The organism is Pseudomonas sp. MONT-RG-20F-20-E-7-02 (genome assembly GCF_022662395.1).
In the GTDB taxonomy this organism is placed as follows: domain Bacteria; phylum Pseudomonadota; class Gammaproteobacteria; order Pseudomonadales; family Pseudomonadaceae; genus Aquipseudomonas.
In genome coordinates this window covers 791,532-817,028 of sequence record NZ_JAKNQN010000003.1, presented here as the reverse complement: position 1 = coordinate 817,028, position 25,497 = coordinate 791,532, and the positions used below count along the sequence as shown (strand labels likewise).

At 61.3% G+C, this 25,497-nt stretch carries 26 protein-coding genes and 1 pseudogene; 17 read left to right on the top strand and 10 right to left on the bottom strand.

Annotation, left to right across the window (positions count from 1 at the left end):
• The first annotated feature begins 172 nt into the window (after positions 1 to 172).
• The 5 genes and pseudogenes from rhtA to L8I05_RS12920 form a co-directional block, all read left to right on the top strand.
• Complete coding sequence (gene rhtA / locus L8I05_RS12940) at positions 173 to 1,060, top strand: threonine/homoserine exporter RhtA (protein ID WP_159955206.1); 888 nt, start codon at positions 173 to 175, stop codon at positions 1,058 to 1,060.
• A 165-nt stretch (positions 1,061 to 1,225) separates the two neighbouring features.
• Positions 1,226 to 1,507: a hypothetical protein gene (locus L8I05_RS12935; protein ID WP_094953514.1), complete on the top strand. Its 282-nt coding sequence runs from the start codon at positions 1,226 to 1,228 to the stop codon at positions 1,505 to 1,507.
• Between the two features lie 115 nt (positions 1,508 to 1,622).
• Positions 1,623 to 2,354, top strand: coding sequence for an SDR family oxidoreductase (locus tag L8I05_RS12930; RefSeq protein ID WP_242169339.1), 732 nt, complete (start codon positions 1,623 to 1,625; stop codon positions 2,352 to 2,354).
• Positions 2,355 to 2,393: 39 nt separating this feature from the next.
• Positions 2,394 to 2,984 (top strand): 2-hydroxychromene-2-carboxylate isomerase, encoded by a 591-nt coding sequence (locus L8I05_RS12925; RefSeq protein WP_159955204.1) that lies wholly within the window; start codon positions 2,394 to 2,396, stop codon positions 2,982 to 2,984.
• A gap of 13 nt (positions 2,985 to 2,997) precedes the next feature.
• Positions 2,998 to 3,096: pseudogene (locus tag L8I05_RS12920) on the top strand (LysR family transcriptional regulator); the annotation flags it as partial.
• Here the strand turns inward: L8I05_RS12920 and L8I05_RS12915 are convergent.
• The 3 genes from L8I05_RS12915 to L8I05_RS12905 all read right to left on the bottom strand — a co-directional run bounded on the left by L8I05_RS12915 (position 3,089) and on the right by L8I05_RS12905 (position 6,610).
• Positions 3,089 to 4,897: an aminopeptidase P family protein gene (locus L8I05_RS12915; protein ID WP_242169337.1), complete on the bottom strand. Its 1,809-nt coding sequence runs from the start codon at positions 4,895 to 4,897 to the stop codon at positions 3,089 to 3,091. The pseudogene L8I05_RS12920 and the gene L8I05_RS12915 sit on opposite strands and share 8 nt — an antisense overlap.
• Before the next feature lie 49 nt (positions 4,898 to 4,946).
• Entirely contained in the window at positions 4,947 to 6,107 is a 1,161-nt protein-coding gene (locus L8I05_RS12910) for an aminotransferase class V-fold PLP-dependent enzyme (RefSeq protein WP_242169335.1), read from the bottom strand.
• A gap of 233 nt (positions 6,108 to 6,340) precedes the next feature.
• Entirely contained in the window at positions 6,341 to 6,610 is a 270-nt protein-coding gene (locus L8I05_RS12905) for a hypothetical protein (RefSeq protein WP_177018307.1), read from the bottom strand.
• A 401-nt stretch (positions 6,611 to 7,011) separates the two neighbouring features.
• Between L8I05_RS12905 and msuE the strand changes: the two genes are divergently transcribed.
• The 4 genes from msuE to L8I05_RS12885 all read left to right on the top strand — a co-directional run bounded on the left by msuE (position 7,012) and on the right by L8I05_RS12885 (position 11,228).
• Positions 7,012 to 7,575: an FMN reductase gene (gene msuE / locus L8I05_RS12900; protein ID WP_192301232.1), complete on the top strand. Its 564-nt coding sequence runs from the start codon at positions 7,012 to 7,014 to the stop codon at positions 7,573 to 7,575.
• A gap of 9 nt (positions 7,576 to 7,584) precedes the next feature.
• Complete coding sequence (ssuD, locus tag L8I05_RS12895) at positions 7,585 to 8,727, top strand: FMNH2-dependent alkanesulfonate monooxygenase (protein ID WP_242169333.1); 1,143 nt, start codon at positions 7,585 to 7,587, stop codon at positions 8,725 to 8,727.
• A 198-nt stretch (positions 8,728 to 8,925) separates the two neighbouring features.
• Positions 8,926 to 10,113, top strand: a complete 1,188-nt coding sequence (locus L8I05_RS12890) for an acyl-CoA dehydrogenase family protein (RefSeq protein WP_242169331.1) — start codon at positions 8,926 to 8,928, stop codon at positions 10,111 to 10,113.
• Between the two features lie 11 nt (positions 10,114 to 10,124).
• Positions 10,125 to 11,228 carry a sigma-54 dependent transcriptional regulator gene (locus L8I05_RS12885; protein ID WP_197629640.1) on the top strand — a complete coding sequence of 368 codons (1,104 nt, stop codon included), beginning with the start codon at positions 10,125 to 10,127 and terminating at the stop codon, positions 11,226 to 11,228.
• Here L8I05_RS12885 and L8I05_RS12880 read toward each other — a convergent pair.
• Entirely contained in the window at positions 11,217 to 11,582 is a 366-nt protein-coding gene (locus L8I05_RS12880) for an antibiotic biosynthesis monooxygenase (RefSeq protein WP_242169329.1), read from the bottom strand. The two genes, L8I05_RS12885 and L8I05_RS12880, sit on opposite strands and share 12 nt — an antisense overlap.
• A 99-nt stretch (positions 11,583 to 11,681) precedes the next feature.
• Between L8I05_RS12880 and soxR the strand changes: the two genes are divergently transcribed.
• From soxR to L8I05_RS12860, 4 genes are all read left to right on the top strand, one after another.
• Positions 11,682 to 12,131: a redox-sensitive transcriptional activator SoxR gene (gene soxR, locus L8I05_RS12875; RefSeq protein WP_177018310.1), complete on the top strand. Its 450-nt coding sequence runs from the start codon at positions 11,682 to 11,684 to the stop codon at positions 12,129 to 12,131.
• A gap of 231 nt (positions 12,132 to 12,362) precedes the next feature.
• Entirely contained in the window at positions 12,363 to 13,238 is an 876-nt protein-coding gene (locus L8I05_RS12870; protein ID WP_242169326.1) for an alpha/beta hydrolase, read from the top strand.
• A 95-nt stretch (positions 13,239 to 13,333) separates the two neighbouring features.
• Positions 13,334 to 14,644 carry a dicarboxylate/amino acid:cation symporter gene (locus L8I05_RS12865; protein WP_242169325.1) on the top strand — a complete coding sequence of 437 codons (1,311 nt, stop codon included), beginning with the start codon at positions 13,334 to 13,336 and terminating at the stop codon, positions 14,642 to 14,644.
• A gap of 78 nt (positions 14,645 to 14,722) precedes the next feature.
• Complete coding sequence (locus tag L8I05_RS12860) at positions 14,723 to 15,637, top strand: LysR substrate-binding domain-containing protein (RefSeq protein WP_242169322.1); 915 nt, start codon at positions 14,723 to 14,725, stop codon at positions 15,635 to 15,637.
• On the opposite strand, the gene L8I05_RS12855 is transcribed toward L8I05_RS12860, so the two are convergent.
• The 6 genes from L8I05_RS12855 to leuC all read right to left on the bottom strand — a co-directional run bounded on the left by L8I05_RS12855 (position 15,618) and on the right by leuC (position 22,585).
• Positions 15,618 to 16,850: an MFS transporter gene (locus L8I05_RS12855; RefSeq protein ID WP_242169321.1), complete on the bottom strand. Its 1,233-nt coding sequence runs from the start codon at positions 16,848 to 16,850 to the stop codon at positions 15,618 to 15,620. The genes L8I05_RS12860 and L8I05_RS12855 overlap by 20 nt on opposite strands.
• Positions 16,847 to 17,572 carry a 2OG-Fe dioxygenase family protein gene (locus L8I05_RS12850; protein ID WP_242169319.1) on the bottom strand — a complete coding sequence of 242 codons (726 nt, stop codon included), beginning with the start codon at positions 17,570 to 17,572 and terminating at the stop codon, positions 16,847 to 16,849. Before L8I05_RS12850 ends, L8I05_RS12855 begins: the two co-directional genes overlap by 4 nt.
• 4 nt (positions 17,573 to 17,576) lie before the next feature.
• The gene (locus L8I05_RS12845; RefSeq protein WP_242169370.1) at positions 17,577 to 18,938 is read right to left on the bottom strand and encodes an ATP-grasp domain-containing protein; all 1,362 of its coding nucleotides are present in this window, start codon (positions 18,936 to 18,938) and stop codon (positions 17,577 to 17,579) included.
• 29 nt (positions 18,939 to 18,967) lie between these two features.
• Complete coding sequence (locus L8I05_RS12840; protein ID WP_242169317.1) at positions 18,968 to 20,122, bottom strand: radical SAM protein; 1,155 nt, start codon at positions 20,120 to 20,122, stop codon at positions 18,968 to 18,970.
• A gap of 433 nt (positions 20,123 to 20,555) precedes the next feature.
• Positions 20,556 to 21,170, bottom strand: a complete 615-nt coding sequence (gene leuD, locus L8I05_RS12835; protein WP_242169315.1) for a 3-isopropylmalate dehydratase small subunit — start codon at positions 21,168 to 21,170, stop codon at positions 20,556 to 20,558.
• The gene (gene leuC / locus L8I05_RS12830) at positions 21,167 to 22,585 is read right to left on the bottom strand and encodes a 3-isopropylmalate dehydratase large subunit (protein ID WP_242169313.1); all 1,419 of its coding nucleotides are present in this window, start codon (positions 22,583 to 22,585) and stop codon (positions 21,167 to 21,169) included. The genes leuD and leuC overlap by 4 nt, the downstream gene beginning before the upstream one ends.
• A 287-nt stretch (positions 22,586 to 22,872) precedes the next feature.
• Between leuC and L8I05_RS12825 the strand changes: the two genes are divergently transcribed.
• Genes L8I05_RS12825 through L8I05_RS12810 form a run of 4 tightly spaced genes read left to right on the top strand, consistent with a single transcriptional unit; the run spans position 22,873 to position 25,494 of the window.
• Entirely contained in the window at positions 22,873 to 24,072 is a 1,200-nt protein-coding gene (locus tag L8I05_RS12825; RefSeq protein ID WP_242169311.1) for a PepSY domain-containing protein, read from the top strand.
• Positions 24,072 to 24,611, top strand: a complete 540-nt coding sequence (locus tag L8I05_RS12820) for a thiamine pyrophosphate-binding protein (RefSeq protein WP_177018320.1) — start codon at positions 24,072 to 24,074, stop codon at positions 24,609 to 24,611. The genes L8I05_RS12825 and L8I05_RS12820 overlap by 1 nt, the downstream gene beginning before the upstream one ends.
• On the top strand, positions 24,608 to 24,937 hold the full coding sequence (locus tag L8I05_RS12815) for a hypothetical protein (RefSeq protein ID WP_242169309.1): 330 nt from the start codon (positions 24,608 to 24,610) through the stop codon (positions 24,935 to 24,937). Before L8I05_RS12820 ends, L8I05_RS12815 begins: the two co-directional genes overlap by 4 nt.
• Positions 24,934 to 25,494, top strand: coding sequence for a DUF6162 family protein (locus L8I05_RS12810; protein ID WP_242169307.1), 561 nt, complete (start codon positions 24,934 to 24,936; stop codon positions 25,492 to 25,494). Before L8I05_RS12815 ends, L8I05_RS12810 begins: the two co-directional genes overlap by 4 nt.
• The last annotated feature ends 3 nt before the right edge of the window (positions 25,495 to 25,497 follow it).

Genomic DNA, 25,497 nt, shown 5'->3' with positions numbered 1-25,497 from the left:
ATCTGCCGTCAACCCTTAATTTGGCTTTTCTATCAAACAAGCGAAAAACCTACATATCCCTTCTATATAGAGAGCCAAACAGACCCAAGTGAGCAATATATTGCTCAAAGGCAAACTGTTAAGCATCATATGCCTTCTGCTTCTCTACTATGACTTCGGACGAACACCCTCAATGACCACCCCACCCCGCAGCCTGGCCTCGGCATTGTTTCCCGTCGGCCTGCTGTTAATAGCCATGGCTTCCATCCAGTCCGGCGCGTCGCTGGCCAAGAGCATGTTCCCGATTGTCGGCGCTCAGGGCACAACCACCCTGCGCCTGATATTCGCCAGTGTGATCATGCTGCTTCTCTTACGCCCCTGGCGCGCCAAGCTGACCGCCAAGTCCCTGCGCACAGTCGTCATCTATGGCATGGCACTGGGCGGCATGAACTTCCTCTTCTATATGTCCTTGCGCACAGTGCCCCTGGGCATCGCAGTAGCGTTGGAATTTACCGGCCCACTCGCTGTTGCCATCTACGCTTCGCGCCGAGCGGTGGACTTTCTATGGATCGGTCTCGCCATCGCCGGCCTTCTATTGTTGATCCCGATGGGAGAAGCCAGCAGCGGTATCGACCTGACCGGTGCCGCCTACGCCCTGGGCGCCGGCGTCTGCTGGGCACTCTACATTCTGTTTGGACAGAAGGCCGGCAATGACAATGGCGTCCAGACTGCCGCCCTCGGGGTGATGATCGCCGCACTGTTTGTTGCGCCGATCGGCATCGTCCACGCCGGCACCGCACTGCTTACGCCTGCGTTGATCCCCGTGGCCATTGGTGTTGCGATTCTCTCCACGGCCTTGCCCTACACCCTGGAAATGGTCGCGCTCACCCGCCTTCCTGCCCGCACCTTCGGCACGCTGATGAGCATCGAACCTGCTTTCGGCGCACTCTCCGGCCTGTTCTTCCTGCAGGAGCATCTGTCCTTGGCGCAATGGCTGGCCATCACCTGCATCATTCTGGCTTCCGTAGGCGCCACACTGACGATGCGCAACGAATCCAAACCGTTGGTGCCAGCGGACTGATCATCTTTAAAGGTAGGTCTGGTATTTACCGTTCATTTAGGCCATGTTTAAGCCGTAAACGAAGGTGATTCATGGAGAATTTCGACAAGGACAGCTGAACGCTACAATCGAGAGCGAGTAGAGCCTGCTTCGAGCCTTTTTGCGCAGCGGCTATTAAGGATAGGAATGAAACGAATTTTGATACTGTTACTGGTCGTGGGCATTGCGGGCTGTGCTGCGACCACCAAGACAGAAGTGAAACGGGGCAAAAAAGGGCTGCATATCAACTGTTCCGGCCTGTCCTCCTCCTGGGACCAGTGCTACACCAGCGCAACCAACTCATGTGGTGCCAAGGGCTACCGGGTTATCGCCAAATCCGGTGACAATTCCGAAGAGCCGGGCGACTACCCATTCGGCCTCAACCCTGCCGGCTATACCAGCCGCAGTATGATCGTCATCTGTAAATGACCGCCCGAGCAGTCCACGTCCGACTGCTCCCCCCTTCTAAAATTCCTGACATCGACCCGGCCATTCGCGACGGGGCGTCTACACTCCTGCTCGACAATCGAGCAACGGAGTTCCCATGACGCACAACAAGAAAATCGTACTGGTAGTGGGGGCCGGTGATGCCACCGGCGGCGCCATTGCCAAACGCTTCGCCCGCGAGGGTTACGTGGCCTGTGTCACGCGGCGCAGCGCCGACAAGTTGCAGCCCCTGGTCGACAGCATCCAGTCAGCAGGTGGCGAAGCCCATGGCTTTGCCTGCGATGCGCGCAAAGAAGACGACGTCATCGCCCTGATCGAACAGATCGAAACCGAGCTGGGGCCCATCGAAGCGTTCGTCTTCAACATCGGCGCCAACGTGCCGTGCAGCATCCTCGAAGAAACCGCACGCAAGTACTTCAAGATTTGGGAGATGGCCTGTTTCTCAGGTTTCCTGAATGCGCGCGAGGTGGCCAAGCGCATGGTCACCCGCAACCGCGGCACCATCCTCTTCACCGGTGCGACTGCAGGCTTGCGTGGCGGCGCCGGGTTCGCGGCGTTTGCCGGGGCCAAGCATGGCATCCGCGCACTCGCGCAAAGCATAGCGCGAGAATTGGGCCCCAGGAACATTCACGTCGCCCATGTGGTGGTTGATGGCGCCATCGACACCGACTTCATTCGCGACAACTTCCCGCAAAAATACGCCCAGAAAGACCAGGACGGCATCCTCAACCCCGAGCACATCGCCGACAACTATTGGTACTTGCACAGCCAGCCACGCGACGCCTGGACCTTCGAACTGGACCTGCGCCCCTGGAATGAACCCTGGTAAGCCCAGCCAAAAAACAACAATAAGCAGCGAGCATCGACCATGAGTAAAACCCTGGAATTCTTCTTCGACCTCGGCAGCCCTGCCACTTACCTGGCCTACACCCAACTCCCCGCTCTGTGCGCCGAAACCGGCACGCAACTGGTGTATCAACCCATGCTGCTCGGCGGTGTGTTCAAGGCCACCGGCAACGCCTCGCCGATCACCGTCCCCGCCAAGGGCCGCTACATGTTTAATGACTTGGCGCGCTACGCCCAGCGCTACAACGTGACGCTCAGGTTCAACCCGCACTTCCCCATCAACACCCTGGTGCTGATGCGCGCAGTCACCGGCATACAACTACACCAGCCCGAACGCTTCCAAGCCTTCATCGACTGCCTGTTCCGCGCCCTCTGGGTCGAAGGCCGCCACTTGGGCGACCCCGCTGTCGTAGCCACGGTGTTGACCGAAGCCGGTTTCAACCCCGAGGACGTGCTGGCCCTGGCCAATGACGAAAGCGTGAAAGCCGCCCTCAAAGCCAACACCGAACAGGCCGTTCAGCGCGGCGTGTTCGGGGCGCCCAGTATGTTTGTAGGAGACCAGCTGTTCTTCGGTCAGGACCGTCTGGAATTTGTGCGCGAAGCCCTCAGCTAGAGGTTGATAGCCAACCGCCCTTGAGCGCCGCCAGTCGGCCCGGGTCAAGGCGTTTGTCGACTATATGGCCGACGCCCTGGCCCAGGCCCCCGAACGGCAGCCGATTAAATAGCCGCCGTGCGTACCTGCAACCATTCCAGCGCCGCCCCGCTGAGCAGCGGGCTGAGGCGCTCGCGGACTTCTGCGTGATAGGCGTTGAACCACTCGCGCTCATCCGCCGTCAGCTGCGACGGCTCCAGGCAGCGGGTGTCGATCGGGCACAAGGTCAGGGTTTCGAACTTGAGGAATTCGCCAAACTCGGTCTTGCCCGCTTCACGGTTCAACACCAGGTTTTCAATGCGCACGCCCCAACGGCCTGGGCGGTAAGTGCCCGGCTCAATCGAGGTGATCATGCCTGGCTGCATCGCGGTCTGTGGCGCAGCGGCGGCCTGATAGGCAATCACCTGCGGGCCTTCATGCACATTCAGGAAATAGCCTACGCCGTGACCTGTGCCATGGCCGTAGTCCACGCCTTCGGCCCAGATCGGCGCGCGCGCAATGGAATCCAGCAGCGGCGACAGAATGCCCTTGGGGAAATGCGCACGCGACAAGGCAATCACGCCCTTGAGCACGCGTGTGCAGTCGCGCTTCTGTTCTTCACTTGGCGTGCCGATCGGCACCATCCGCGTGATGTCCGTGGTGCCGCCCAGGTACTGGCCGCCCGAGTCGATCAGCAGCAAACCATCGCCTTCGATCAGCGCGTGCTCTTCCTCGGTGGCGTGGTAATGCGGCATCGCGCCGTTGGCGTTAAAGGCGGCGATGGTATTGAAGCTCAGTGACACATAACCGGGGCGACGGGTACGGGCGGCTGTCAGGTGTTCATCGATGGTCAGCTCGGTGATGCGTTCACGCCCCAGCGCACCGTCCAGCCAGGCGAAGAATTCGCACAGCGCGGCGCCGTCCTGCTCCATGGCTTGGCGAATATGCTCGGCGTCCGCCAGGCTCTTGCGCGATTTGGCCAGCGTGGTCGGGTTCAGCCCTTCGATGAGCTTGACGCCGGCATCGAGGTTTTCCAGCAGGCCGGCGGTCACCCGCGCCGGGTCAACTTGCAGGCTCGCGCCGGACGGCACGGCACGCAGCGCATTCGCCACTTCGCTGTAGTCGCGCAGGGTGACACCATCCTGCTCCAGCACCGCACGCAGCTCGGCATCGACTTTGCTCAGCGCCACAAACAACGTGGCTTGCTGCTGATTGATCAAGGCAAACGACACAAACACCGGGTTGAACGACACGTCACCGCCACGCAGGTTAAACAACCAGGCGATGTCATCCAGGGTGGCGATGAAGTGCCAGTCGGCGCCCTTCTCTTTCAAGCTGGCGCGCAAGGCGGCGAGTTTTTCGCCACGGCTGACGGTGGCCTGGGGTGGCAGGTGTTGATAGATCGGCTGGTTCGGCAAGGTCGGGCGGTCTTGCCAGACTTCATTGAGCAGGTCGATATCCGTACGCAAACGCGCACCGCGCTCCGCCAGCTTGCCGCCCAAGGTACGCGCCGAAGCCACAGCCATGACCGCGCCGTCCACCGCCACCACTGCGCCTTCCGGGGTTTGCTCGGCCAGCCATTCCAACGGGCCGGGTTGGCCGGGCTGCAACTTCACCAGCTCAATGCCGCTGCCCTTGAGTTCCTTGGTCGCCTGTTCCCAGTAACGGCTGTCCGCCCACACACCGGCGAAATCTGCGGTGACAATCAGCGTGCCCACCGAGCCATGAAACCCCGACAGCCATTGCCGCCCCTGCCAGTAACCCGGCAAGTACTCGGACAAGTGCGGGTCGGCCGACGGCACCAGCAGGGCGTGAATGCCCTCGCGGCTCATCAGTTCACGGGTATGCGCCAGGCGCTGGGGAACCGTTCCATGGGTCAAAGGCTGCGTACTCATTGTGTCTCCTGCTAACCACTAATAATTGTTATGTGCTGCGAATGAAAAATCAGACGGCCCAGAACGCTGGTGCACTGGCGAGTGCGGCCTTGATCAACTGCACAGCCTGGTCGATGTCCTGTTCGGTGGTAAACCGGCCCAGGCTCAAACGAATGGTGCGACCGGCGCTGCGCGCGTCATGGCCCAGGGCCAGAAGTACGTGGGAAGGCGCATTGCTCGCCGAATTGCACGCCGAGGTCGCCGAAAACGCCATGCCTGCGCTGAGCGCGGCGGCATTAAACTCACCTTCGCTGAACGTCAGGCTGAGGGTATGCGGAATACGCTGGGTGGCGCTGCCATTCAGACGCACACCCGGCACTGACTCCAACTGATCGAGCAGGCGCTGGCGCAAGGCGACGATACTGGCCTTTTCCTCAACAAAAGACTGCGCCGCCAAGGCAAACGCGGTGCCCATGCCTGCAATCTGATGCGTCGCCAGGGTGCCGGAGCGCAAGCCGCCTTCGTGGCCGCCGCCGTGAATCTGCGCCAAGACTTTCTGCTGCGCACGCGGGCCGACGTACAGCGCGCCGATGCCCTTGGGGCCATACAGCTTGTGCGCGGAAAACGACATCAAATCCACCGGCCATTCAGCCAGGTCGATTGCCACTTTGCCGGCACCTTGCGCCGCGTCCACGTGCAGCAGCGCGCCGTGTTCACGCACCCGCGCGCCGATGGCGGGGATGTCGTTGACGGTGCCCAGCTCGTTATTCACCAGCATCAGCGAGACCAGAAAGGTGTCTTCACGCAAGGCTTCACTGACCGCCGTGGCGCTGATCAACCCGTCGGCGTCCGGCACCAGATAGGTCACGGCCACGCCGGCTTCCTGCAACTGCCGCGCGGTGTCCAGCGTGGCCTTGTGTTCGATCTGGCTGGTGATGATGTGCCCGCCCGCCACGCCGCGCGCCTGGGCGACGCCCTTGATCGCAAGGTTGTTGGATTCAGTCGCACCGGAGGTCCAGACGATTTGCTCAGGGCTGGCACCGACCAGGTCGGCGACCTGGCGCCGCGCCTGCTCAACCGTTTGCCGGGCCGCCTGGCCGAACGCATGGGAACTGGACGCAGGGTTACCGAAATTGGCATTGAAGCCCAGACACTCGACCATCACTTGGATGACCCGCTCATCCACCGGCGTGGTGGCGGCGTAGTCGAAATACAACGGACGTTTATTCATGACGTTTAAGACTCGCAGAGCGTATTCCCGAGAACAGCGTCTCAGGGGCATCAACCGGAACAGAGGTCGTCAGGTTTAACCGATCGAATGCCATTAAAAAAGGACCACTTTAGGCAATTGTGCGTAGGAACGCTCCTGAAACTCAGCTTAACAGGCTGAAGTCGCCCAATGGCAAACAAAAAGCCCGAGGTTCCTTAGGGGAATCCTCGGGCTTTTTGCCGCTGAGCACCGGCTCAACTGGGACGACCGTGCAGCACCACACTGCGTTCGGCGTTCATTTCGCCCTGGTGATCGAAACCAAAGGGCTTCTGTGGCTGGCCGGTCAGCGCGGCACGCTGCTGTTGGTATTCATCAAACGACAGGCCGCGACGGCTCAGGGCCTCCAGGGCCAACTGTTTGGTTTCTTCGGCGGTGTAGGGGCGCGATTCAGGCGATGGATGGGTCGCACAACCGGAGAGGACGGCGCTGACAACGATCAAGGAAACGGCGAGAAAGTGGTTCATGGTGAAGGCCCTGCAAAGGAGGTTTCGAGTCAATGAACACAGGCTACTCCCGCCCTTGCGCGGTGAAAAATCACCGCCCGTGATAGTCGCTATCAACCCTTCAGGCACTTGCGATAGCAAGTCGATCATATTCTTTTAAGATCTATAAATATGGAAATACGTTCATTTACGGAATAAACGTAACCCTCTATAAATAGCCTCACACAGAAATCAACACTGTTCGCCACGCAACTGTTGCCCAGGCAACAGTCATTCAACAAAACCCCAGGCAGCCAACAGCTTCACTTTTCAGCAGTGAGCCTGCAGCCCACACCAATCAAGGCTTCCAGCCGTTGGTACAGCTCTTGCTCAACACATTTCACTTCACTCGCTATGTACCTCTGTTGAAAAAGGAACTGCTCATGACCCGTCCCCTGAATGTCGTAGCCCTGTCCGGCGGCACCTGGCGCCCGTCGCGCACCCTCGTGCTGACCCAAGCCGTGCTGGCCGAGCTGGCCACCTTGCTGCCGATCCAGACCACACTGATCGAACTGGGCGATATCGCCCGGCCATTGGGCGGTGCGCTGTCGCGTGACGAACTGCCGGCCGAAGTCGAATCGCAACTGTTGGCCATCGAACAGGCCGACTTGCTGATCGTCGCCGCGCCGGTGTATCGCGGCTCTTACCCTGGGCTGCTCAAGCACCTGTTCGACTTGGTCGGCCTCAATGCGCTGATCAACACGCCGGTCTTGCTCGCCGCCACCGGCGGCAGCGAACGTCACGCGCTGGTGCTCGATCACCAGTTGCGCCCGCTGTTCAGCTTCTTCCAGGCCTTGACCCTGCCAATCGGCGTGTACGCCACCGAGGCTGACTTCACCGACTACCAAATAACCAGCGAGCCCTTGAAGGGCCGCATACGCCTTGCCGCAGAACGTGCAGCGCCTTTGTTTGCCGCGCACTCCCCTTCTCTGCTGAAAATCGCTTAAGGATTTGTCATGGATGTTTTCTGGTTCCTGCCCACGCATGGCGACGGCCATTACCTCGGCACCACCCAAGGTGCACGCCCTGTCACCCTCAATTACCTCAAGCAAGTTGCGCAAGCGGCTGACAGCCTGGGTTACTACGGCGTGCTGATTCCTACCGGGCGTTCGTGCGAAGACTCCTGGGTCATCGCCTCGGCGCTGGTGCCATTGACCGAACGCCTGCGTTACCTGGTGGCGATTCGCCCGGGCATCATTTCGCCCACCGTCTCCGCACGCATGGCGGCCACCTTGGATCGCCTTTCCAACGGCCGCTTGCTGATCAACGTGGTGACCGGCGGCGACCCCGACGAAAACCGTGGCGACGGCAGCTTCCTCGATCACAGCGAACGCTACGAAGTCTCCGACGAATTCCTACAGATCTGGCGACGCGTATTGCAGGGCGAATCCGTGGATTTCGAAGGCAAACACCTGCGCGTACAGAACGCCAAGGCCCTTTACCCGCCGGTGCACAAGCCGTATCCGCCGCTGTACTTCGGCGGTTCTTCCGACGCTGCCCACGACCTGGCCGCCGAACAGGTCGACGTGTACCTGACCTGGGGCGAGCCGCCCGCCGCCGTCGCGGAAAAACTCGCGGATGTGCGTGAGCGCGCCGCCCGCCACGGCCGCAGTGTGAAGTTCGGCATTCGCCTGCACGTGATCGTGCGTGAAACCGAAGAAGAGGCGTGGAAAGCCGCCGACAAACTGATCGAACACATCAGCGACGAAACCATTGCTGCCGCGCAAAAATCCTTTTCGCGCTTTGACTCCGAAGGCCAGCGACGCATGGCCGCCTTGCACGACGGGCGCCGCGACAACCTGGAAATCGCCCCCAACCTGTGGGCCGGCGTCGGCCTGGTACGTGGCGGCGCCGGCACGGCATTGGTCGGCAACCCGCAACAAGTGGCCGAGCGCATCAAGGAATACGCGGACCTTGGCATCGAGAGCTTCATCTTCTCCGGCTACCCGCACCTGGAAGAGGCGTATCGCTTTGCCGAGCTGGTGTTCCCGTTATTGCCGGAGCCTTACGCTAGCCTCGCCGGGCGTGGCGTCACCAACCTCACCGGCCCGTTTGGCGAAATGATTGCCAATGATGTGCTGCCTAAAACAAAGGCCTGAACGCGCTGAAATCTGCTGGATATGAGAGCTGCTTTTCTGTGGGAGCCGGGCTTGCCCGCGATGCAGGCGACTCGGTGTTTCAGTGAACCCCGGTTGATGCCATCGCAGCGGTGCGACGACTCGACAAGCCAGCTCCCACACTTGAGCTGCATTGCCAGACCTACAGCGCACGGCTTCTGAGCCAATTGAGGAAACCCCGTGACAGCCAACCCCCACAGCGTCCTGCCCTCGCCGCTGCAAACCGCCAAACTGCTGGCCGCCGAGTTCGCCCTCACCGCCGTCGAACGCGACGAGCGTGGCGGCACCCCGAAAACCGAACGTGACGCCCTGCGCCACAGCGGCCTGCTGGCCCTGAGCATTCCCACCCAATACGGCGGCCTCGGCGCGCGCTGGAGTGAAACCCTGGGCATCGTGCGTGAGTTCGCCAAGGTCGACAGCTCCATCGCCCACGTCTTCGGCTTCCACCACCTGATGCTCGCCACCGTGCGCCTGTTTGCGCGCCCGGACCAATGGCAACCCTGGTTCGAACAGACCGCGCGCAAAAACTGGTTCTGGGGCAATGCCCTCAACCCGCTGGACACGCGCACGGTGGTCAAGGATTTCGGCGGCTGGCGTGAGTTCTCCGGTAAAAAAAGCTTCTGCTCCGGCGCCAGCGACTCGGAAATGCTCATCGCCTCGGCGGTGGATGAAAGCGCCGGCGGCAAACTGTTGATCGCCGCGATCCCCAGCGGGCGCAGTGGCATCACCTTGCACAATGACTGGAACAACATCGGCCAGCGCCAGACCGACAGCGGCAGCGCCAGCTTCGAGCGGGTGCGCGTCGAGGAATCGGAATTGCTCCTCGACCCAGGCCCGCTGAGCACGCCTTTCGCCTGCCTGCGCCCGCTGATCGCGCAGCTGACGTTCACACATATGTTTCTCGGGATTGCCGAAGGCGCCTTCGAAGAAGCACGCAATTACACCCTGACCGAAACCCGTTCGTGGCACAAATCCTCAGCCGACGACGTGCGCCAGGACCCTTACGTGCTGCATCACTACGGCGAATTCTGGGTCGCGCTGGAAGGCGTGCGCCTGCTGGTCGAACGTGCCGCCGACTTGCTCGACCAGGCCTGGGCCAAAGGCCCCAACCTCAGCGAACACGAACGCGGCCAATTGGCGATTGCCATCGCCTCCGCCAAGGTCGCCGCCACCCGCCAAGGCCTGGACCTGTGCAGCCGCCTGTTTGAAGTCACCGGCGCACGGTCCACCCACGCCTCGCTGCGCCTGGACCGCCACTGGCGCAACCTGCGTACACAAACCTTGCACGACCCGGTGGACTACAAACTCCACGAACTGGGGGACTGGGCCTTGAACCAATCCCTGCCGATTCCCACGTTCTATTCCTAAGAGAGGTGCCCATGCAGCTTTTAACCTTACCGCCCTCGCCCGCCCTCGCGACGTCGATCCGCGCCACGGCCCAGGTCTTTGAAGACCCCAAATCCCAGGCGCTGCTCGACCACATCCAGCAAGTGGCGCCCAGCGAAGCCAGCGTGCTGATCATCGGCGAGACCGGCACCGGTAAAGAGTTGGTGGCGCGCCATATCCATAACCTCAGCGCGCGGCGCAACCGGCCGTTTGTGGCGGTGAACTGCGGGGCGTTCTCTGAATCGCTGGTGGAAGCCGAATTGTTCGGGCATGAAAAAGGTGCGTTTACCGGCGCCCTCAGCGCCAAGGCCGGCTGGTTCGAAGAGGCCGACGGCGGCACCTTGTTCCTCGATGAGATCGGCGACTTGCCGATGGCCATCCAGGTCAAGCTGCTGCGCGTATTGCAGGAGCGTGAAGTGGTGCGCCTGGGTTCGCGCAAGAGCATTCCGATTGATGTGCGGGTACTGGCGGCCACCAACGTGCAGTTGGAAAAAGCCATCAACGCCGGGCATTTCCGCGAAGACCTCTACTACCGCCTCGACGTGGTCAGCCTGGAACTCAGCCCATTGCGCGAACGCCCCGGCGATATCCTGCCGCTGACCCGGCATTTCATCGAAGCCTACAGCCAGCGCCTCGGCTACGGCCCGATCACCATCAGCCGCGAGGCCGAGCACAAACTCAAAAGCTACAGCTGGCCGGGCAATATCCGCGAGCTGGAAAACGTGATCCACCACACCCTGTTGATATGCCGTAACGGCGTGATCGAACGCGATGATTTGCGCCTGTCGAACATGCGCATCGAGCGCCAGGACGACAGCCAGCACGGCACCGACAACAGCGCCGAAGCATTGCTGGCGCGGGCCTTTCAAAAGCTCTTCGAGGAACAGGCCGGCGCCCTGCATGAAAAGGTCGAGGACGCGTTATTGCGTGCTGCCTATCGCTTCAGCCATTACAACCAGGTGCACACCGCCAACCTGCTGGGTTTAAGCCGCAACGTCACGCGCACCCGGCTGATCAAGATCGGCGAGTTGGCGGTGAACAAGCGCCGGCCCGGCGAAAACCTACAAGGCGAGCGCATGTTGCACCTATCCATTTAGGCGGCAGTGCAACGCGTTGTCATGGCTGCGCTCAAAACTGCGCAGCACCTGGAACGAACCGAAGGTCACCGCCGTGGCCTGGTGGGCGCGGATCAGCGTCCAGAAATCGTCCTCGCCGTGCTCAAAGCATTCAAACGCGGCCTCGCCCTCCTCACGTGAGCGCCACTGCAGGTAATTGAGCACCCGCCGGCCGTCATCGCTGACTTGCACACTCGCATTGATAAAGCCGCCATGGCCCTGGGCCAGGCGCTCGCTTTGGGTGGACAAGGCCGCCACCAGCGCGAGTTGCTGCCGGGGCTCGACCTGAAACTCGATCAGTTGAGTGAAGCTGCGATTCTTCTCTGATACCTGCATGAACACTCCCCTCTCTCTGTAGGCAGAATCTTGCGATTCGATGCCACGCAGGGTAAAACCTCTAGTTAAGTCAAGGTCAAGCGTTTATCTGGAGTTTTTATGCTTACCAAGCAACTCACCGTCGGCCAACTCGCCGCTCGCAGCGGTGTCGCGGTCACGGCCCTGCATTTTTACGAAGCCAAGGGGCTGATCAAGAGCAATCGCAATGCCGGCAACCAGCGCCGCTATCCACGGGATGTGTTGCGGCGGGTGGTGGTGATCAAGATCGCCCAGCGCCTGGGCATTCCACTGGCGACGATTGGCGAGGCGTTGCAGACCTTGCCGGATGGGCGCACACCGACGACTGAGGACTGGGAACGCCTGTCGGCGCTGTGGCGAGAAGATTTGGATGATCGCATCAACAAATTGTTGCTGCTGCGCGACAAGTTGAGTGGCTGTATTGGTTGCGGGTGTTTGTCGTTGGAGGCGTGCCCATTGCGCAATCAGGATGACCAACTCGGTGAACGCGGGCCGGGTGCGCATTTGCTGGAGCCCACCACCGCTTCCTGATCTGCAAACCCAATCAATGTAGGAGCTGGCTTGCCTGCGATGCAGACACCGCGGTACATCAGCAAGACCTCGGCGATGCCATCGCAGGCAAGCCAGCTCCCACAGGAGTCCTCATCGTTTGGAACGATCGAGGCTCCTACACACTTCATGAACAACCCCTCCACGTTTTCCCCCTTGCCCCGAACGCCGCGTGATTCCACGATGCAGGCAATCATCACAAGGAGTCATTCCATGTTCGCCGGATTCCAAAAAGACCAGTGCCACGTCAATGGCGTGGACATCAGCTACCGCAAAGGCGGTACAGGTCCCGGTCTGCTCCTGCTGCACGGGCACCCGCAAACCCACGTCATCTGGCACAAGGTCGCCGAACAACTGGCCGAACATTTCACCGTGGTGGCGGCCGACCTGCGCGGTTATGGCGACAGCAGCAAGCCGCTGGCCGACGACCACCATGCCAACTACTCGAAACGCGAAATGGCCCGCGACGGCGTCGAACTGATGCAAGCCCTGGGCTTCGAGCAATTCTCGGTGCTGGCCCACGACCGTGGCGCGCGTGTTGCCCACCGCCTGGCGCTGGACCACCCAAACGCGGTGCAACGCATGGTGCTGCTGGATATCGCGCCGACCCTGTCGATGTACGCCCAGACCGACGAAGCCTTCGCCCGCGCTTACTGGCACTGGTTCTTCCTGATCCGCCCGGCGCCGTTGCCCGAAGCGCTGATCGAGAGCAACCCCGAGCTGTACCTGCGCAGCGTGATGGGCAGCCGCAGTGCCGGCCTCAAGCCATTTACCGAGGAGGCCTTCGCCGAATACCTGCGCTGCCTGCAGCTGCCGGGCACCGCGCGCGGTATCTGCGAGGACTACCGTGCTGCCGCCGGTATCGACCTTGAGCACGACCAGGCGGACATCGACGCCGGCAATCACCTGAACCTGCCGTTGCTGGTGATGTGGGGCGCCGAAGGCACCGTCGGCCGCTGTTTCGAGCCGCTCAAGGAATGGCAGAAAGTCGCCACCGACGTACGTGGCAAGGCCCTGCCTGCCGGCCATTACATTGCCGAAGAAGTCCCTGAACTGTTGCTGGGCGAGGTCCTGACCTTCCTGCGCTGAATGCTGTAACCCCGTGACCTGAAAGACCCGCCTCGCAGGCTGCTGATGGCCTGCGACGGGTTCTGCTTGCCCAAAAAACGATTGAGATAATAACAATGACACTCAAAAAACTGCTGGGAACCCTGTACGTACAGGTGCTCATCGCGATCGCGCTGGGTGTGTTGATCGGCCACGTCTGGCCGCAAGTCGGCATCGACCTCAAGCCCTTGGGCGACGGGTTTATCAAGCTGATCAAGATGATCATCGGCCCGATCATCTTCTGCACGGTGGTCTCCGGCATCACCAGCATGCACGATGTGAAACAGGTGGGCCGGGTCGGCGGCAAGGCGCTGCTGTACTTCGAAATTGTCTCCACCATTGCCCTGCTGATCGGCATTCTCTCCGCGCACCTGCTGCACCCTGGCGTGGGCTTTAATATCGATGTGAAGACCCTGGACAGTTCGGCCATCGCTGGCTTCGTCGGCCAGGCGCAGCACAGTGAAGGCGTGACCGGCTTTCTGCTGAACGTTATCCCCGGCACCTTTTTCGATGCCTTCGCCAAGGGCGAAATCCTGCCGGTGCTGTTTATTTCCGTACTGTTCGGCCTGGGCCTGGTGATGGTCGGCGAAAAGGCCCGACCACTGGTGGACGTGATCAACCAGGCCAGCGAGGTGTTTTTCCGCATCGTCGGCATGATCAGCCGCGTCGCGCCAATCGGTGCCTTCGGCGCCATTGCCTTCACCATCGGCAAGTACGGCGTGGGTTCGTTGCTGCCGCTGCTGAAGCTGGTCGGCACCTTTTATGTCACCGCGTTTTTCTTTGTCGCGGTGGTGTTGGGCAGCATTGCGCGCTACGCCGGTTTCAGCATTTTCAAATTGATGGGCTATATCAAATCGGAACTGTTGATTGTGCTGGGCACCAGCTCGTCGGAATCGGCTTTGCCGCAGTTGATCCAGAAACTCGAAAGCCTCGGCGCCTCCAAAGGCGTGGTGGGCATCGTGGTGCCGACCGGCTACACCTTCAACCTCGACGGCACCAACATCTATATGACCCTGGCCGTGCTGTTCCTGGCCCAGGCGACCAACACGCACCTGCCGCTGGAACAGCAACTGACCTTGCTGGCGGTGGCCATGCTCACGTCAAAAGGCGCCGGTGCGGTGGTGGGTGCAGGTTTTGTCGCACTGGCCGCCAGCCTGGCGGTGGTGCCTACCGTGCCGGTGGCGGCGATGGTGCTGATTTTGGGCGTCGACCGCTTCATGGCTGAATGCCGTTCGCTGACCAATATCATCGGCAATGCGGTCGCAGCCCTGGTGGTGGCCGCCTGGGAAGGCGAGCTGGACCGCGAAAAAATGGCGCCTATCGCCCTCAAGCGCGGCCGCCATGCACGGGCTGCTCAGGCGGCACAGGCGAAGATCGCTGCCGAGTAAGCAATAACGGCCAGGCGCGCCGGAAGGCGCGCCGATCCAGTGCTATTCTGGCGGCTCATGCCGCCACGCTTGTTTCTGATGACCCATAAGAAAGATACCGTGCCCCTACCCGAAGACCTGCGGGTGTTCCTGACCGTGATCCGCAAGGCCGGTTTCGCCGCCGCCGCCGATGAGCTGGGGTTGTCGCCTGCGTATGTCAGCAAGCGCATCCAGATCCTCGAAACCACCCTGGCCACCCGCCTGCTGCACCGCACCAGCCGGCGTATCGCCCTGACCGAAGACGGTGAACGGGTGCAGCGCTGGGCCGTGCGCATCCTCGAAGATTTCCAGCAACTCTCCGATGAACTCTCCGACGCCCACGACAGCCCGCGTGGCCATCTGCATGTGTGCAGCAGCTTCGGCTTTGGCCGCAACCATGTGGCGCCGGCCCTGTCGTTGCTGGCGGAACAGTACCCGGAGCTGGAAATCCGCCTGGACCTGTTCGACCGCGTAGTGGATATCGTCAGCGAAGGCTTCGACCTGGAGATTCGCGTGGGCGACGACATCCCCGGCCAGCACATCGGCCGACGCCTGGTGAGCAATCGCCGGGTGCTGTGCGCCGCGCCGTCTTATCTGAAGCGACGCGGCACGCCACAGCATTTGAGTGAGCTGGAACAGCACGACTGCCTGGTGCTCAAGGAGCGCGACAACGCCTTCGGCATCTGGAACCTGGAGCGCGACGGCGCCCCCGAAAGCGTGCGTGTACGCGGGCCGCTGTCCTCCAACAATGGCGAGATCGTGTTGCAGTGGGCGCTGGACGGGCGCGGCGTATTGCTGCGCTCGATGTGGGATGTGAAGACGCTGCTGGAACAAGGCAAGCTGGTGCAGGTGCTGCACGCTTACACCCAGAGCGCCAATGTGTGGGCGGTGTACCCGACACGCTTGGCCTACTCCGGAAAATTAAGAGCCTGCGTGGAGTTTTTGCAGGAGCACTTCAAGGGCTTGTCGATTTGATGCCCCGGTTGGCGCTGTACCCCAGCCATGCAGTCATGACCAGCAAGGCCGTCAGCGGCAACCCATGAAACAAGACAATCACCTGGGCCGGCGTCCACGTCAGGTAAAACGGCCCCACCACCAACATGCCCACGCCAAAGCCGGCCATCTGGATCAGGGTCAATAAGCTGAACAGCGGCAGGCGCAGGCTATCCGGCTCGCTTTGCGCGCGGGACACCAACGCCACCTCGGACACACCATCACCCAGCCCCGCCCACACCACCAGCAGCAATGCCAGCCACAGTTCGGTTTGCTGGAAGGTCAGGATAAAGCCGCTGGACATCAGCGCCACGCCCAGCATGAACAAGCGCTCCATGGCTTGTGTGCCACGGCCTTTGAGCAGCGCACTGGCGATTCGCGCGCCAACGAACTTGCCACACGCCCACACCGCCAGCAGGTAGCCCATGACGGTCTTGGCCGTGTCCGGCGAAATATACTGCGACAGCACCGGCCAGCCGACGTTATGCGCCGCGCTGCCGAGGGTGTCGAGCATGCTGATCAACAACATCGCCGCCAGCACCGGCGCCCCCCGCAGCCCTTGGGTCAGCTCGCGCCACTCGGCCGCAAGCCCGCGATGCGCGGCAACGGCCGCTGCGTACAACGCACGCAATGGCAAAATCAGGCAGGCCGCCAGCACATAGGTGCCGATATTCACGGCAAACACCGCCTCGAAGCCGCCCGTGGCGATCAACAGCCCGGAGAGCAAACTGCCAAACACCGCGCCAGTCGCCGCCGCCGACGTGATCCACGCGTTGGTGCTCACCCGCTGCTCAAGCGCCACCCATGTAGGCAGCTGGCTGTTCAGGCCGATGGCAAACAACGAATTGCACAGGCCGATCCCAAACGCGATAAAGGGCAGCACGCTGAGCTGATGTGCCGGTATCAGCACCAGCAGCGGCAACAGCAGCATCGCCCTGGCCAGGTCCAGCCCCGCCAGGGTGCTGCGCCCTGGAAAGCGCCGAAAAAACGGAATGCCGAACAGGCTGGCGACAATCCCGCCGGTCACGCGGCACGCCAGAAAGACACTGACAAAGACCACGCTTTGGCTGAGCCAATAGACGTAGGTGGACAGCGCCACCATGTTGAGGAACGCGCCAAAGTCCGAGACGCCACGGGCGAAGATGATCAAGCGGGCGTTGCGGGTCGACAGGGTCAACAGCGGATCGTGGCTCATGCCGGTTGCGCCTCTGGGTCTGTCGGCACGCCACGCAGGCTCACCAGCAGGAGATCGCGCCAGGCCGGCGCTGAATCGGACTGCGGCCGCACATCGCCGGCGCGATGGTAGAGCCCGCGGTCGTTGATCACGATCGTCTCCAGAAACTGCTCCATCGCCAGGTTCAACACCCGGCTTTGCTCGGCGGGCGTGGTAAATACCTCCGACACCACCGGCACGGTGTTGCTCTGGCCGATGAAGTGCATGAACACCCAGTCCAGGCCATCCTGATGAATCCCCGAGGTCGTCGGGCTGCTCGATTGCGCATCGGCGCGGACGCGGAACTGGTGGATATCGATGGTATAGGTCTGCTCACCCAGCTGCGGGGCAATCACCGCAAGGTCGGTGGCCAGCAGTTTGCGCAGCAGCGGGTGCTCGATAAAGCCCTCCTCGCAATAACTCAAGTGGTTCACTCCCTGGCGATACTTGACGGCATAGGTGACCGGCGACTCGAACGCGGTATTGCGGTCGATCTGCAACTGCCGCGATGGCAATAAACGATAGCGCAGGATGCGACGTTCGCGGTGGGTGTATTCCTTGAACGCCTCGTCTCGTACCAGGTTTGCCCAGTAGGCGCGAAAGCTCTGCTCTTCGCCGGGCTCAACCGCGAGCAACTCGCGAAAGTCGCGGCGGTGGCAGTAGTGGTGGTCGCGCAACTGCGCAGATAGCTGTGGGATGTCCATATCGCTAAACCTTATGCTCAATGATCACGTGCAGGTTGTGCCTGATCGCGTCATGCAAGGCGTGGGCATCGGCGGCATCGTCGACCTTGGCCCAACACTTGAGCAGGTAGTGCTCTTCGATATCGGCATCGATGCAGTGGCCGGCGTCCTGTTGTGCGTATTCCAGCACCGCCGCGTGATGATCCAGAAACTGCGTGCCCTCGATCCCCTTGAAGTGGCCACTGTGCTCCGGGTAAATCGCCAGCATCGCGTAATGTTGGCCGCCGTCGGCAATCTTGCGCGCGCCCGCCTCAAGCTGGGTATCCAGGCCCGGTTCGCCCAGCAGCAGCGATAGATACAGCTGATGCGGGTTGATCCCGGCGAGGTCGCGGAACGCCGCGTTGACATACAGCCCACCCACGCGTGGGTTGATCTCGATGACCACCGGCCCGGCCTCGGTCATGCGGAATTCGAAATGCACCACCGCATTGGTCAGCCCGACCGCACGCAGGCAGTCGGCGGCGTATTCGCGGATTTGCGCGCACTGGTCCGCCGTGAAAGAGGTCGGCGGAGAAATCAGCAGGTTTTCCAGGACCGTGCCGCTGCGCTCGGTCAGCAGCAGTTTTTCGTTGATCAGCAGCGCATGGATTCGCTCGCCGACAACCACACACTCCACGCTGCCTTCAACGCCTGGGATATACCCTTCCAACAGGATGCTACGCCCCGGGATGTACTCACGCCGCTGCCCGTCGACTTCCGGCAAACGGTGCGCGCAGCCGTAGAAATCCGCATACGCGGCGGCGCCGTGGTCGCTGAGGAAATGCGCGTAATGGCTGCGCAGTTCAGCCCAGTTGGAGCACTTCTTGATGAACGCCGAGGCGCCCCCAAAGGGTGGTTTAGCGATCAGCGGATAGCCCACCCGGTCGGCGCCGGCCTGAAGTTCCTGCTCGTTATTGCACAGTGCGAACGGCACCGAACGCAGGCCCTGGAGGTTCAACCTGCTGCGCATCAGGTATTTGTTATTGCACGCGGCAATCGCCTCCGGGCAGCTGTACACCAGGCCTAGGCGCCTGCAGGCGCGGGCAACGATGCAACCCACCTCGCCCTGTGCAGACGGATGCCCGGCCTGGCAGAAAATCGCGCGGACCTGGTAGCGCCCATCCAACCGGCCCACCAGATCCAGGATCGACTGTTCACTCAACGCGTCGAGCAGGAACACTTCATCACTGTCGTCGCGCAGCCGCTGCAGGTGATGACGCCCCGCAACCCCAGCGGTCAAACACGCCAGGCCTTGTGCACGGGCGACAGCAAAGTGTGGCTCGCGGTAGCTGTAACGCGCCGAGGCACTGTCATCGACATCGATAAAAAGAATCGCATCTTGCGTCATCACTTACACAGCCTCTTCCCTAAGTTAATTCAGGCATCCTGCCAACTGCACCACTGACCTTCCCAGTTGTGGAAACGGTAATGGCGCTGCCCGTTACGCACTTCAAAGTGCGGCAAGTCTTCCGGCTTTTCAAAATCAAGTAACGGCACGGTAAACTTGCCCTGCGCGTGCGGCAGTACATATTCGGGCATGGCAATGTTCGACACCCGCCGTTTAAGTCGATCCATAATAGCGATGGCTTGGCTGATCGACGCTTTATACTCCGACGCCCCTGGCGAGAACGGCATGAAGTGATACAAGTAATACGGCTTTACACCGAGACGATAAAGATCAATAAACAGTTTATGCAAGGTGGCTTCATCGTCATTCACGCCGCGTAACAGGGGCATGTTGGAGAACACAATCGGCACCACGTTCTGAATACGCTTAACGGCTGCAGCAAAATCAGCGGTGAGTTCCAGCGGGTGGCAAACATGCACACCAAACGCATTGACGTTGTACTTCTCAAGCATTGCCAGCAACTCGTCGGTCACGCGAAACGGGTTGAAACTCAACGCCCGGGAATGCACCCGAATCAGCAGGTCGTCGCGAATTGAACGCAGCGCCGCCAGGTTTTCTTCCAACTTGCGGTCGGCCAGCATCAGCGGGTCGCCGCCGCTGAGGATCACTTCTTCAATCGCCGGGTTGTTGCGGATGTATTCCACCGAGTCTTTGAAGGAGTCCGTGCTGGCGTTGGCTTTCTCGGTGCCCACCTGCAGGGTGCGCAGCGCCTCGAAGCAAAACTGGCAATAGGCATTGCAGGTGTTGGTCATGCGCAGGATGACGCGATTGTCGTACTTATGCTGGCAAATCGGGGTTTTCATCTCATGCCCGAGTTCCCAGTTCTCGGAGGTTCCGTCGTAATCGCCCGCGACCTGCTCGCTCCAATAGGGCACCACCTGGCGCCACAGCGGATGGTCGGTTATCTCGCCGCCATTGAGTGAACGCTTGATCAAATCAATGTAATAAGGCGTGATCTGCAGCTTGCGGTCGCGCAAGTTATGCTCGATATGCGCGGTTATTTCCTCACTCCAACCACCGCATGCATCGCGCAGTGCAGGTTCATCGCGCACGGCATGCTTTTGCTGCCAGCGCCAGTCTTGCCACTGTACCGAGCGATACGTGGCTTGATCAAAAATCGACATGAGTAGGTACTCTCTGTGCGTTAACTTATATTAGGGATATATAAATACGTGCCGTTCCCTCACCGGGACGACATTGATATCCACAACAAAGACAGCCGTATTACCGGCGAGCGCGAGTGATCAGGTAATCAACCTGACCGTCGACCGCGCAGAGAGATAACAACTTACTGATTCATCGGCCATCACAGTAACTTCCTTTTCTTATAATGGGCTGGCTTTCCAAGCCAGCCCCCACTTAAGCCGATGGTCCGCAACGTGTCAACCGAATATCCTTGTCGCCTTTGCGGGTTTAACCCTTTTATTCGCCAAGGCCCAGCTACGATGGGTAACACCGGCCGTTAAACCGGGTTATTTGAAAAGTAAATAACACACAACAACGCCCTATTATTAAAACAGGGCGTTGTTTTTTCTACTTATATAACTACGTAGACGCTCAACTCAGCCAGGGGTTGGCCGCCAGATGTTCGCGCTCAAATGCTTTGATCTGCTCACTGCGTTGCAAGGTGCTGCCAATCGCATCCAGGCCCAATAACAGCGCGGTCTTGCGCAGGGTGTCGATCTGGAACGGGATGACTTGACCATTGGCCAAGCGAATTTCCTGGTTTTCCAGGTCCACACTGATCTGCGCCTGGTCCGACTGGCTCACGGTTTGCCCGAGTGTGTGCACCACCGCCTCGTCCAGGGTTATCAGCAACACCCCATTGCGCTGGCAGTTGTCATAGAAGATCCCGGCAAAGCTGCTGCCGATCAGCGCGCGGATGCCCATTTGCTTCAAGCCCCACACCGCGTGTTCACGGCTGGAACCACAGCCGAAATTCGGCCCCACCACCATAAAGCTCGCGCCCTGCCAGGCCGGCTGGTTCAGAACGAAGTCCGGGTCAGGCTCGCCGGACGCCAGGAAGCGCAGGTCGAAGAACAGCCCGCGGTCCAGGCCGCTGCGGTCGATACCTTTGAGAAACTGCTTGGGCATGATCACGTCAGTGTCGATATTCGCCGCCAGCATCGGCGCGGCTTTGCCGGTGACCAGGGTGAAAGGTTGCAGGCTCATGCGCGGTCTCCAAAGTGGCGAATATCAGTGAGACGGCCGGTGATGGCAGCCGCGGCGACCATTGCCGGGCTCATCAGGTGGGTGCGTGCGCCCGCGCCCTGGCGGCCTTCGAAATTACGGTTGGTGCTGGAGGCGCAGCGGTCGCCGGGGGCCAGCACGTCGTCGTTCATCGCCAGGCACATCGAGCAGCCGGACTGGCGCCATTCAAAACCGGCGTCGATAAAGATCGCCGCCAGCCCTTCCGCCTCGGCTTGGTCGCGCACTTCGGTGGAGCCGGGCACGATCATCGCCCGTACGTGGTCGGCCACGTGTTTGCCGCGCACCACGCTGGCGGCGTCGCGCAGGTCTTCGATACGCGCATTGGTGCAGGAGCCGATAAACGCATGGCTGATGACGATATCGCTCAGCGGCATGCCGGCTTCCAGGCCCATGTAGTTGAGGGCGCGGCGCATGTCCTGGCGCAGGATCAGGTCGCTGACGTCCTGCGGGTCGGGCACACGGGCGCCAATCGGCGCGGCCTGGTCGGGGCTGGTGCCCCAGGTGACCATCGGTTCCAGGGTGTTGGCGTCCAGGTGCACTTCCTGGTCGAACACCGCGTCGACGTCCGAATGCAGTTGACGCCAGCCCACCAGCGCCTGGTCCCACAACGCGCCTTTGGGTGCGCGGGGCTTGCCCTTGAGGTAGGCGAAGACTTTTTCATCCGGCGCCATGAACGCGCCACGCGCACCGGCTTCCACCGCCATGTTGCAAATGGTCATGCGCGCCTCGACGCTCAGCGCGTCGATGGTAGAACCGCGAAACTCGATGGCATAGCCGGTGGCACCCGATGCGCCGATCTTGCCGATCAACGCCATGATCACGTCTTTGGACGTGAGGCCTGGCGCCAACTCGCCCTCAACCGTGACACGCATGCTTTTCAGGCGCTTGTAGACCAAGGTCTGCGAGGCAAGCAGGTGCTCGATTTCCGAGGTGCCGATGCCAAAACCAAACGCGCCGAGGGCGCCGTAGGTGGTGGTGTGGCTGTCACCGGCGGCAATCACCATGCCCGGCAGGATAAAGCCCTGCTCCGGGGCGATCACGTGTTCGATGCCTTGGCGTTTGTCGAGGATGTCCAGCAGTTCGATGCCAAAGTCCCGGCAGTTCTCCGCCAGGTACGACACTTGCCGCGCGCCGCCGGCGTCGGGCATTGCCGCAATGCGTTTGGGCGTGGTGGGGTTCACATGGTCGACCACCGCCAGTGCCGTGCCGGGGCGCCAGACCTCACGCCCGGCCTCGCGCAGGCCGCTGAAGGCCTGGGGGCTGGTGTATTCGTTGATCACCTGGCGGTCTATATAAAGCAGCACATGGCCCTGGTCATCCAGGGGGCACACCGTGTGGGAATCGATGTGTTTGTCGTAGAGGGTTCTGGCAGTCATTTTTCTTCGGCTCACGTTTCTTGAGGCTGGCTCAACGGCTTACCCCATCCTACGCAGCCGCCCCGCCCCATCAATGGCGCCTGGGTGATGGCTTGGAACATGTTTCGTGTTCGATCAGCAACTGAACGCGCTGTGAATGTGAACCAGAAACATTTTCTTTCATTTCCCCCTTAGGGATTTCTGTTTCTCATCCGTCTTAACTTAGATACAGCCCGTCGCGTCAGCAAAAGCTACGACCGGCCTTTTCCGGGCCTCTTTCGCCCCCTCCGATCAAGACCCTCATTCACATGTCGAAGAAGTCACGCTCAAAACTCTGGTTTCTCGTACACAGCTGGTTGGCATTGCCCATCTGGTTCTTTGTACTGATCGTCTGCGTCACCGGCACCCTGGCGGTGGTCAGCCAGGAAATCGTCTGGCTCGCCAACCCGGATATCCGCGCGAGCAAACCCTCGGATGACTCCGAAATGCTGAGCTTCGATCAGGTGATCGCGGCCATCAAGCGCGACGAGCCCAAGGCAATCGTGCAGTCGATCATCCGCCCGGACGAAACGCACTTTGCGCTGAGTGTCGACCTCAGCTACCCGGACGGGCGCTCCGTGGAGGTCTACGTCAACCCGTACACCGGCGCGATCCAGGGCATCAGCCCGTCGTTCGATTTCAAGCAATTTACCCGCGCCCTGCATGGCTGGTGGCTGGTGCCGTTCACCAACGGCTTCAGTTGGGGCTGGTATCTGGTCTCGGCGCTCGGCCTGCCGCTGCTGGCGTCGCTGGTGACCGGGCTGGTGGTCTACAAACGCTTCTGGAAAGGGTTTCTGCGCCCCACCCTGCGCATCCGCCACGGCGCGCGGATCTTCTGGGGTGACTTCCACCGCCTGAGCGGTATCTGGTCGATCTGGTTTATCGCGGTGATTTCCATCACCGGCACCTGGTTCCTGATCCAGGCGATTTTGGGCGATAACCAGATTTCCATCTCCAGCGAACCGATCGTTCCGGTGATTGCCCGCGAGAAAGTGCCGATGTCCGCGCCCGGCGTGCCGGCGCCGATGATCGCGCTGGACGAAGCCATCGACATTGCCACCCAACGCATTCCCGGGCTGGACGCCACGTTCGTGTTCCTGCCGCTCAACGCCTACAGCCACCTGCAAATCGGCGGGCGCGGCTGGTATCCGCTGATGTTCCAGACCGCCCAGCTCAACCCCTACAGCGGCGAAATTGCGGTGTCGCATTTGCTCTCCGACCGCTCGACGCTGGAGTTCGTCACCGAATCCATGCGCCCGCTGCACACCGGCGACTTTGGCGGGCTGTGGATCAAGCTGATCTGGGCATTCTTCGGCCTGGTGCTGAGCATGATGGTGTTGAGCGGCCTGCTGATCTGGACCAAGCGCACCGCGCTGGCCACCCTCAATGCCCTCAAGCGCGAAGCCAAGGCGCAACGTACGCCCGCCGCCGCCCCCGCCCTGCAGGCTGAAACTTCGGAGGCCAAATAATGAGCAAGGTCACTGCTGCAACGCCGCCTTCGCCGCTGCGCGCCTTTTGGCTGAAATGGCGGTTCCATATCAACATTCTGCTGGTGCTGGTGCCGCTGGGGTTCATGCCCAAGTACTTTGCCGATGCCGCGCTGTTTCGCGGCGACACCGGCATTGGCGAGCGGATCGTCGGTGATGTGCAGGTCGGGCCCTGGAGCCTGAAACTCGCCGAATTTCGCAATGAAGGCCCGCGCCCGGACCCGGCCGGCCCGATGAAATTCTTCAACGCCGCCCTGTGCGACACCTGCGCCGAGCAGGTCAAGGCCACCTACCTGCGTATCGGCAAGCCGCGCAGCCTGCGCGCCGCCGGGGTGATCTTCTTCGGCACGCCGTACCGCATGGGCGCCGCCCTGCCAGTGCCGGAACGCACGCCGGCCGACGCCGAACTGTGGGTCACCATGGAAGGCTGGGACGGCACCATGCACCAGGGTTCCATCCCGCTGAGCCAGGCTTCGCCTGCCACCATTGCCTGGCTGAACAAGCAAGGAGTTAAACCATGACGTTGACGCGCCTGACCCGCGCCGGTGCTGCGCTATTGCTCTGCGCCGGTTTCAGTACCACCGCCCTTGCCCACAACCCGATGTGCGAATGCAAGGAAATCCCCGGCGAGCAAATCCAGTGCACCGGCGGTTTCTCCGACGGCAGCGGCGCCCCCGGTGTAACCCTGGACGTGATCGGCTACGACGAAACCATCCTGCTGCCCGGCAAGCTGGGCCAGGACTCGACCCTGACCTTCAAGAAACCCTCGGCCGAGTTCTATGTGCTGTTTGATGCAGGCCCCGGCCACGTGGTGGAAATCGACCAAGCGGATATCCAGCCCCAATGAGCACCACACAGGTTGTACGCCCCGCCGGTGCCGGCCACGAAACCCTCTACGTGTTGTTGCTGTGCCTGATCATTCTGGCGGTGGCCGGTTCGGTGATTGCCCTGCACGGTGACACCCAGGAAGTCGCGGCACTGCCCAGCCACCAGTTGGATGCACGCCGCGACCTGAGTGCCGCCGAGCAAGGCATCTACGCCGACCTGCGGGTGACCCTGGATGAAATCCAATTGCTGCAACAGGAGCAAAGCGCCCTGCCGACGCCTGAGCAATTGGCCGAAGAAGGGTTCGCGCCGTTTGCCCAGGACGCCAGTTCGGTCAGCCGTGGCGACCATCGCTGGCAGCTGCTGGAACCTTCGGCCTATGTGGGCTTGAGCCAGACGCCGAGTGCCAGCGGCTCGTTGCTGATGCGCGTGCACGGCGCCGAGCCGGATATCTGGCTCAATCGCCAGGCCAACCTCGCCGCCCCTTCCGACCTCACTGACCAGGCGCTGATCGCAGCCGGCTGGCAGCAGGTGGTCGCGCAATTCGATGCTGGCGTCACCCGCCAGCACCGTCACTGACCG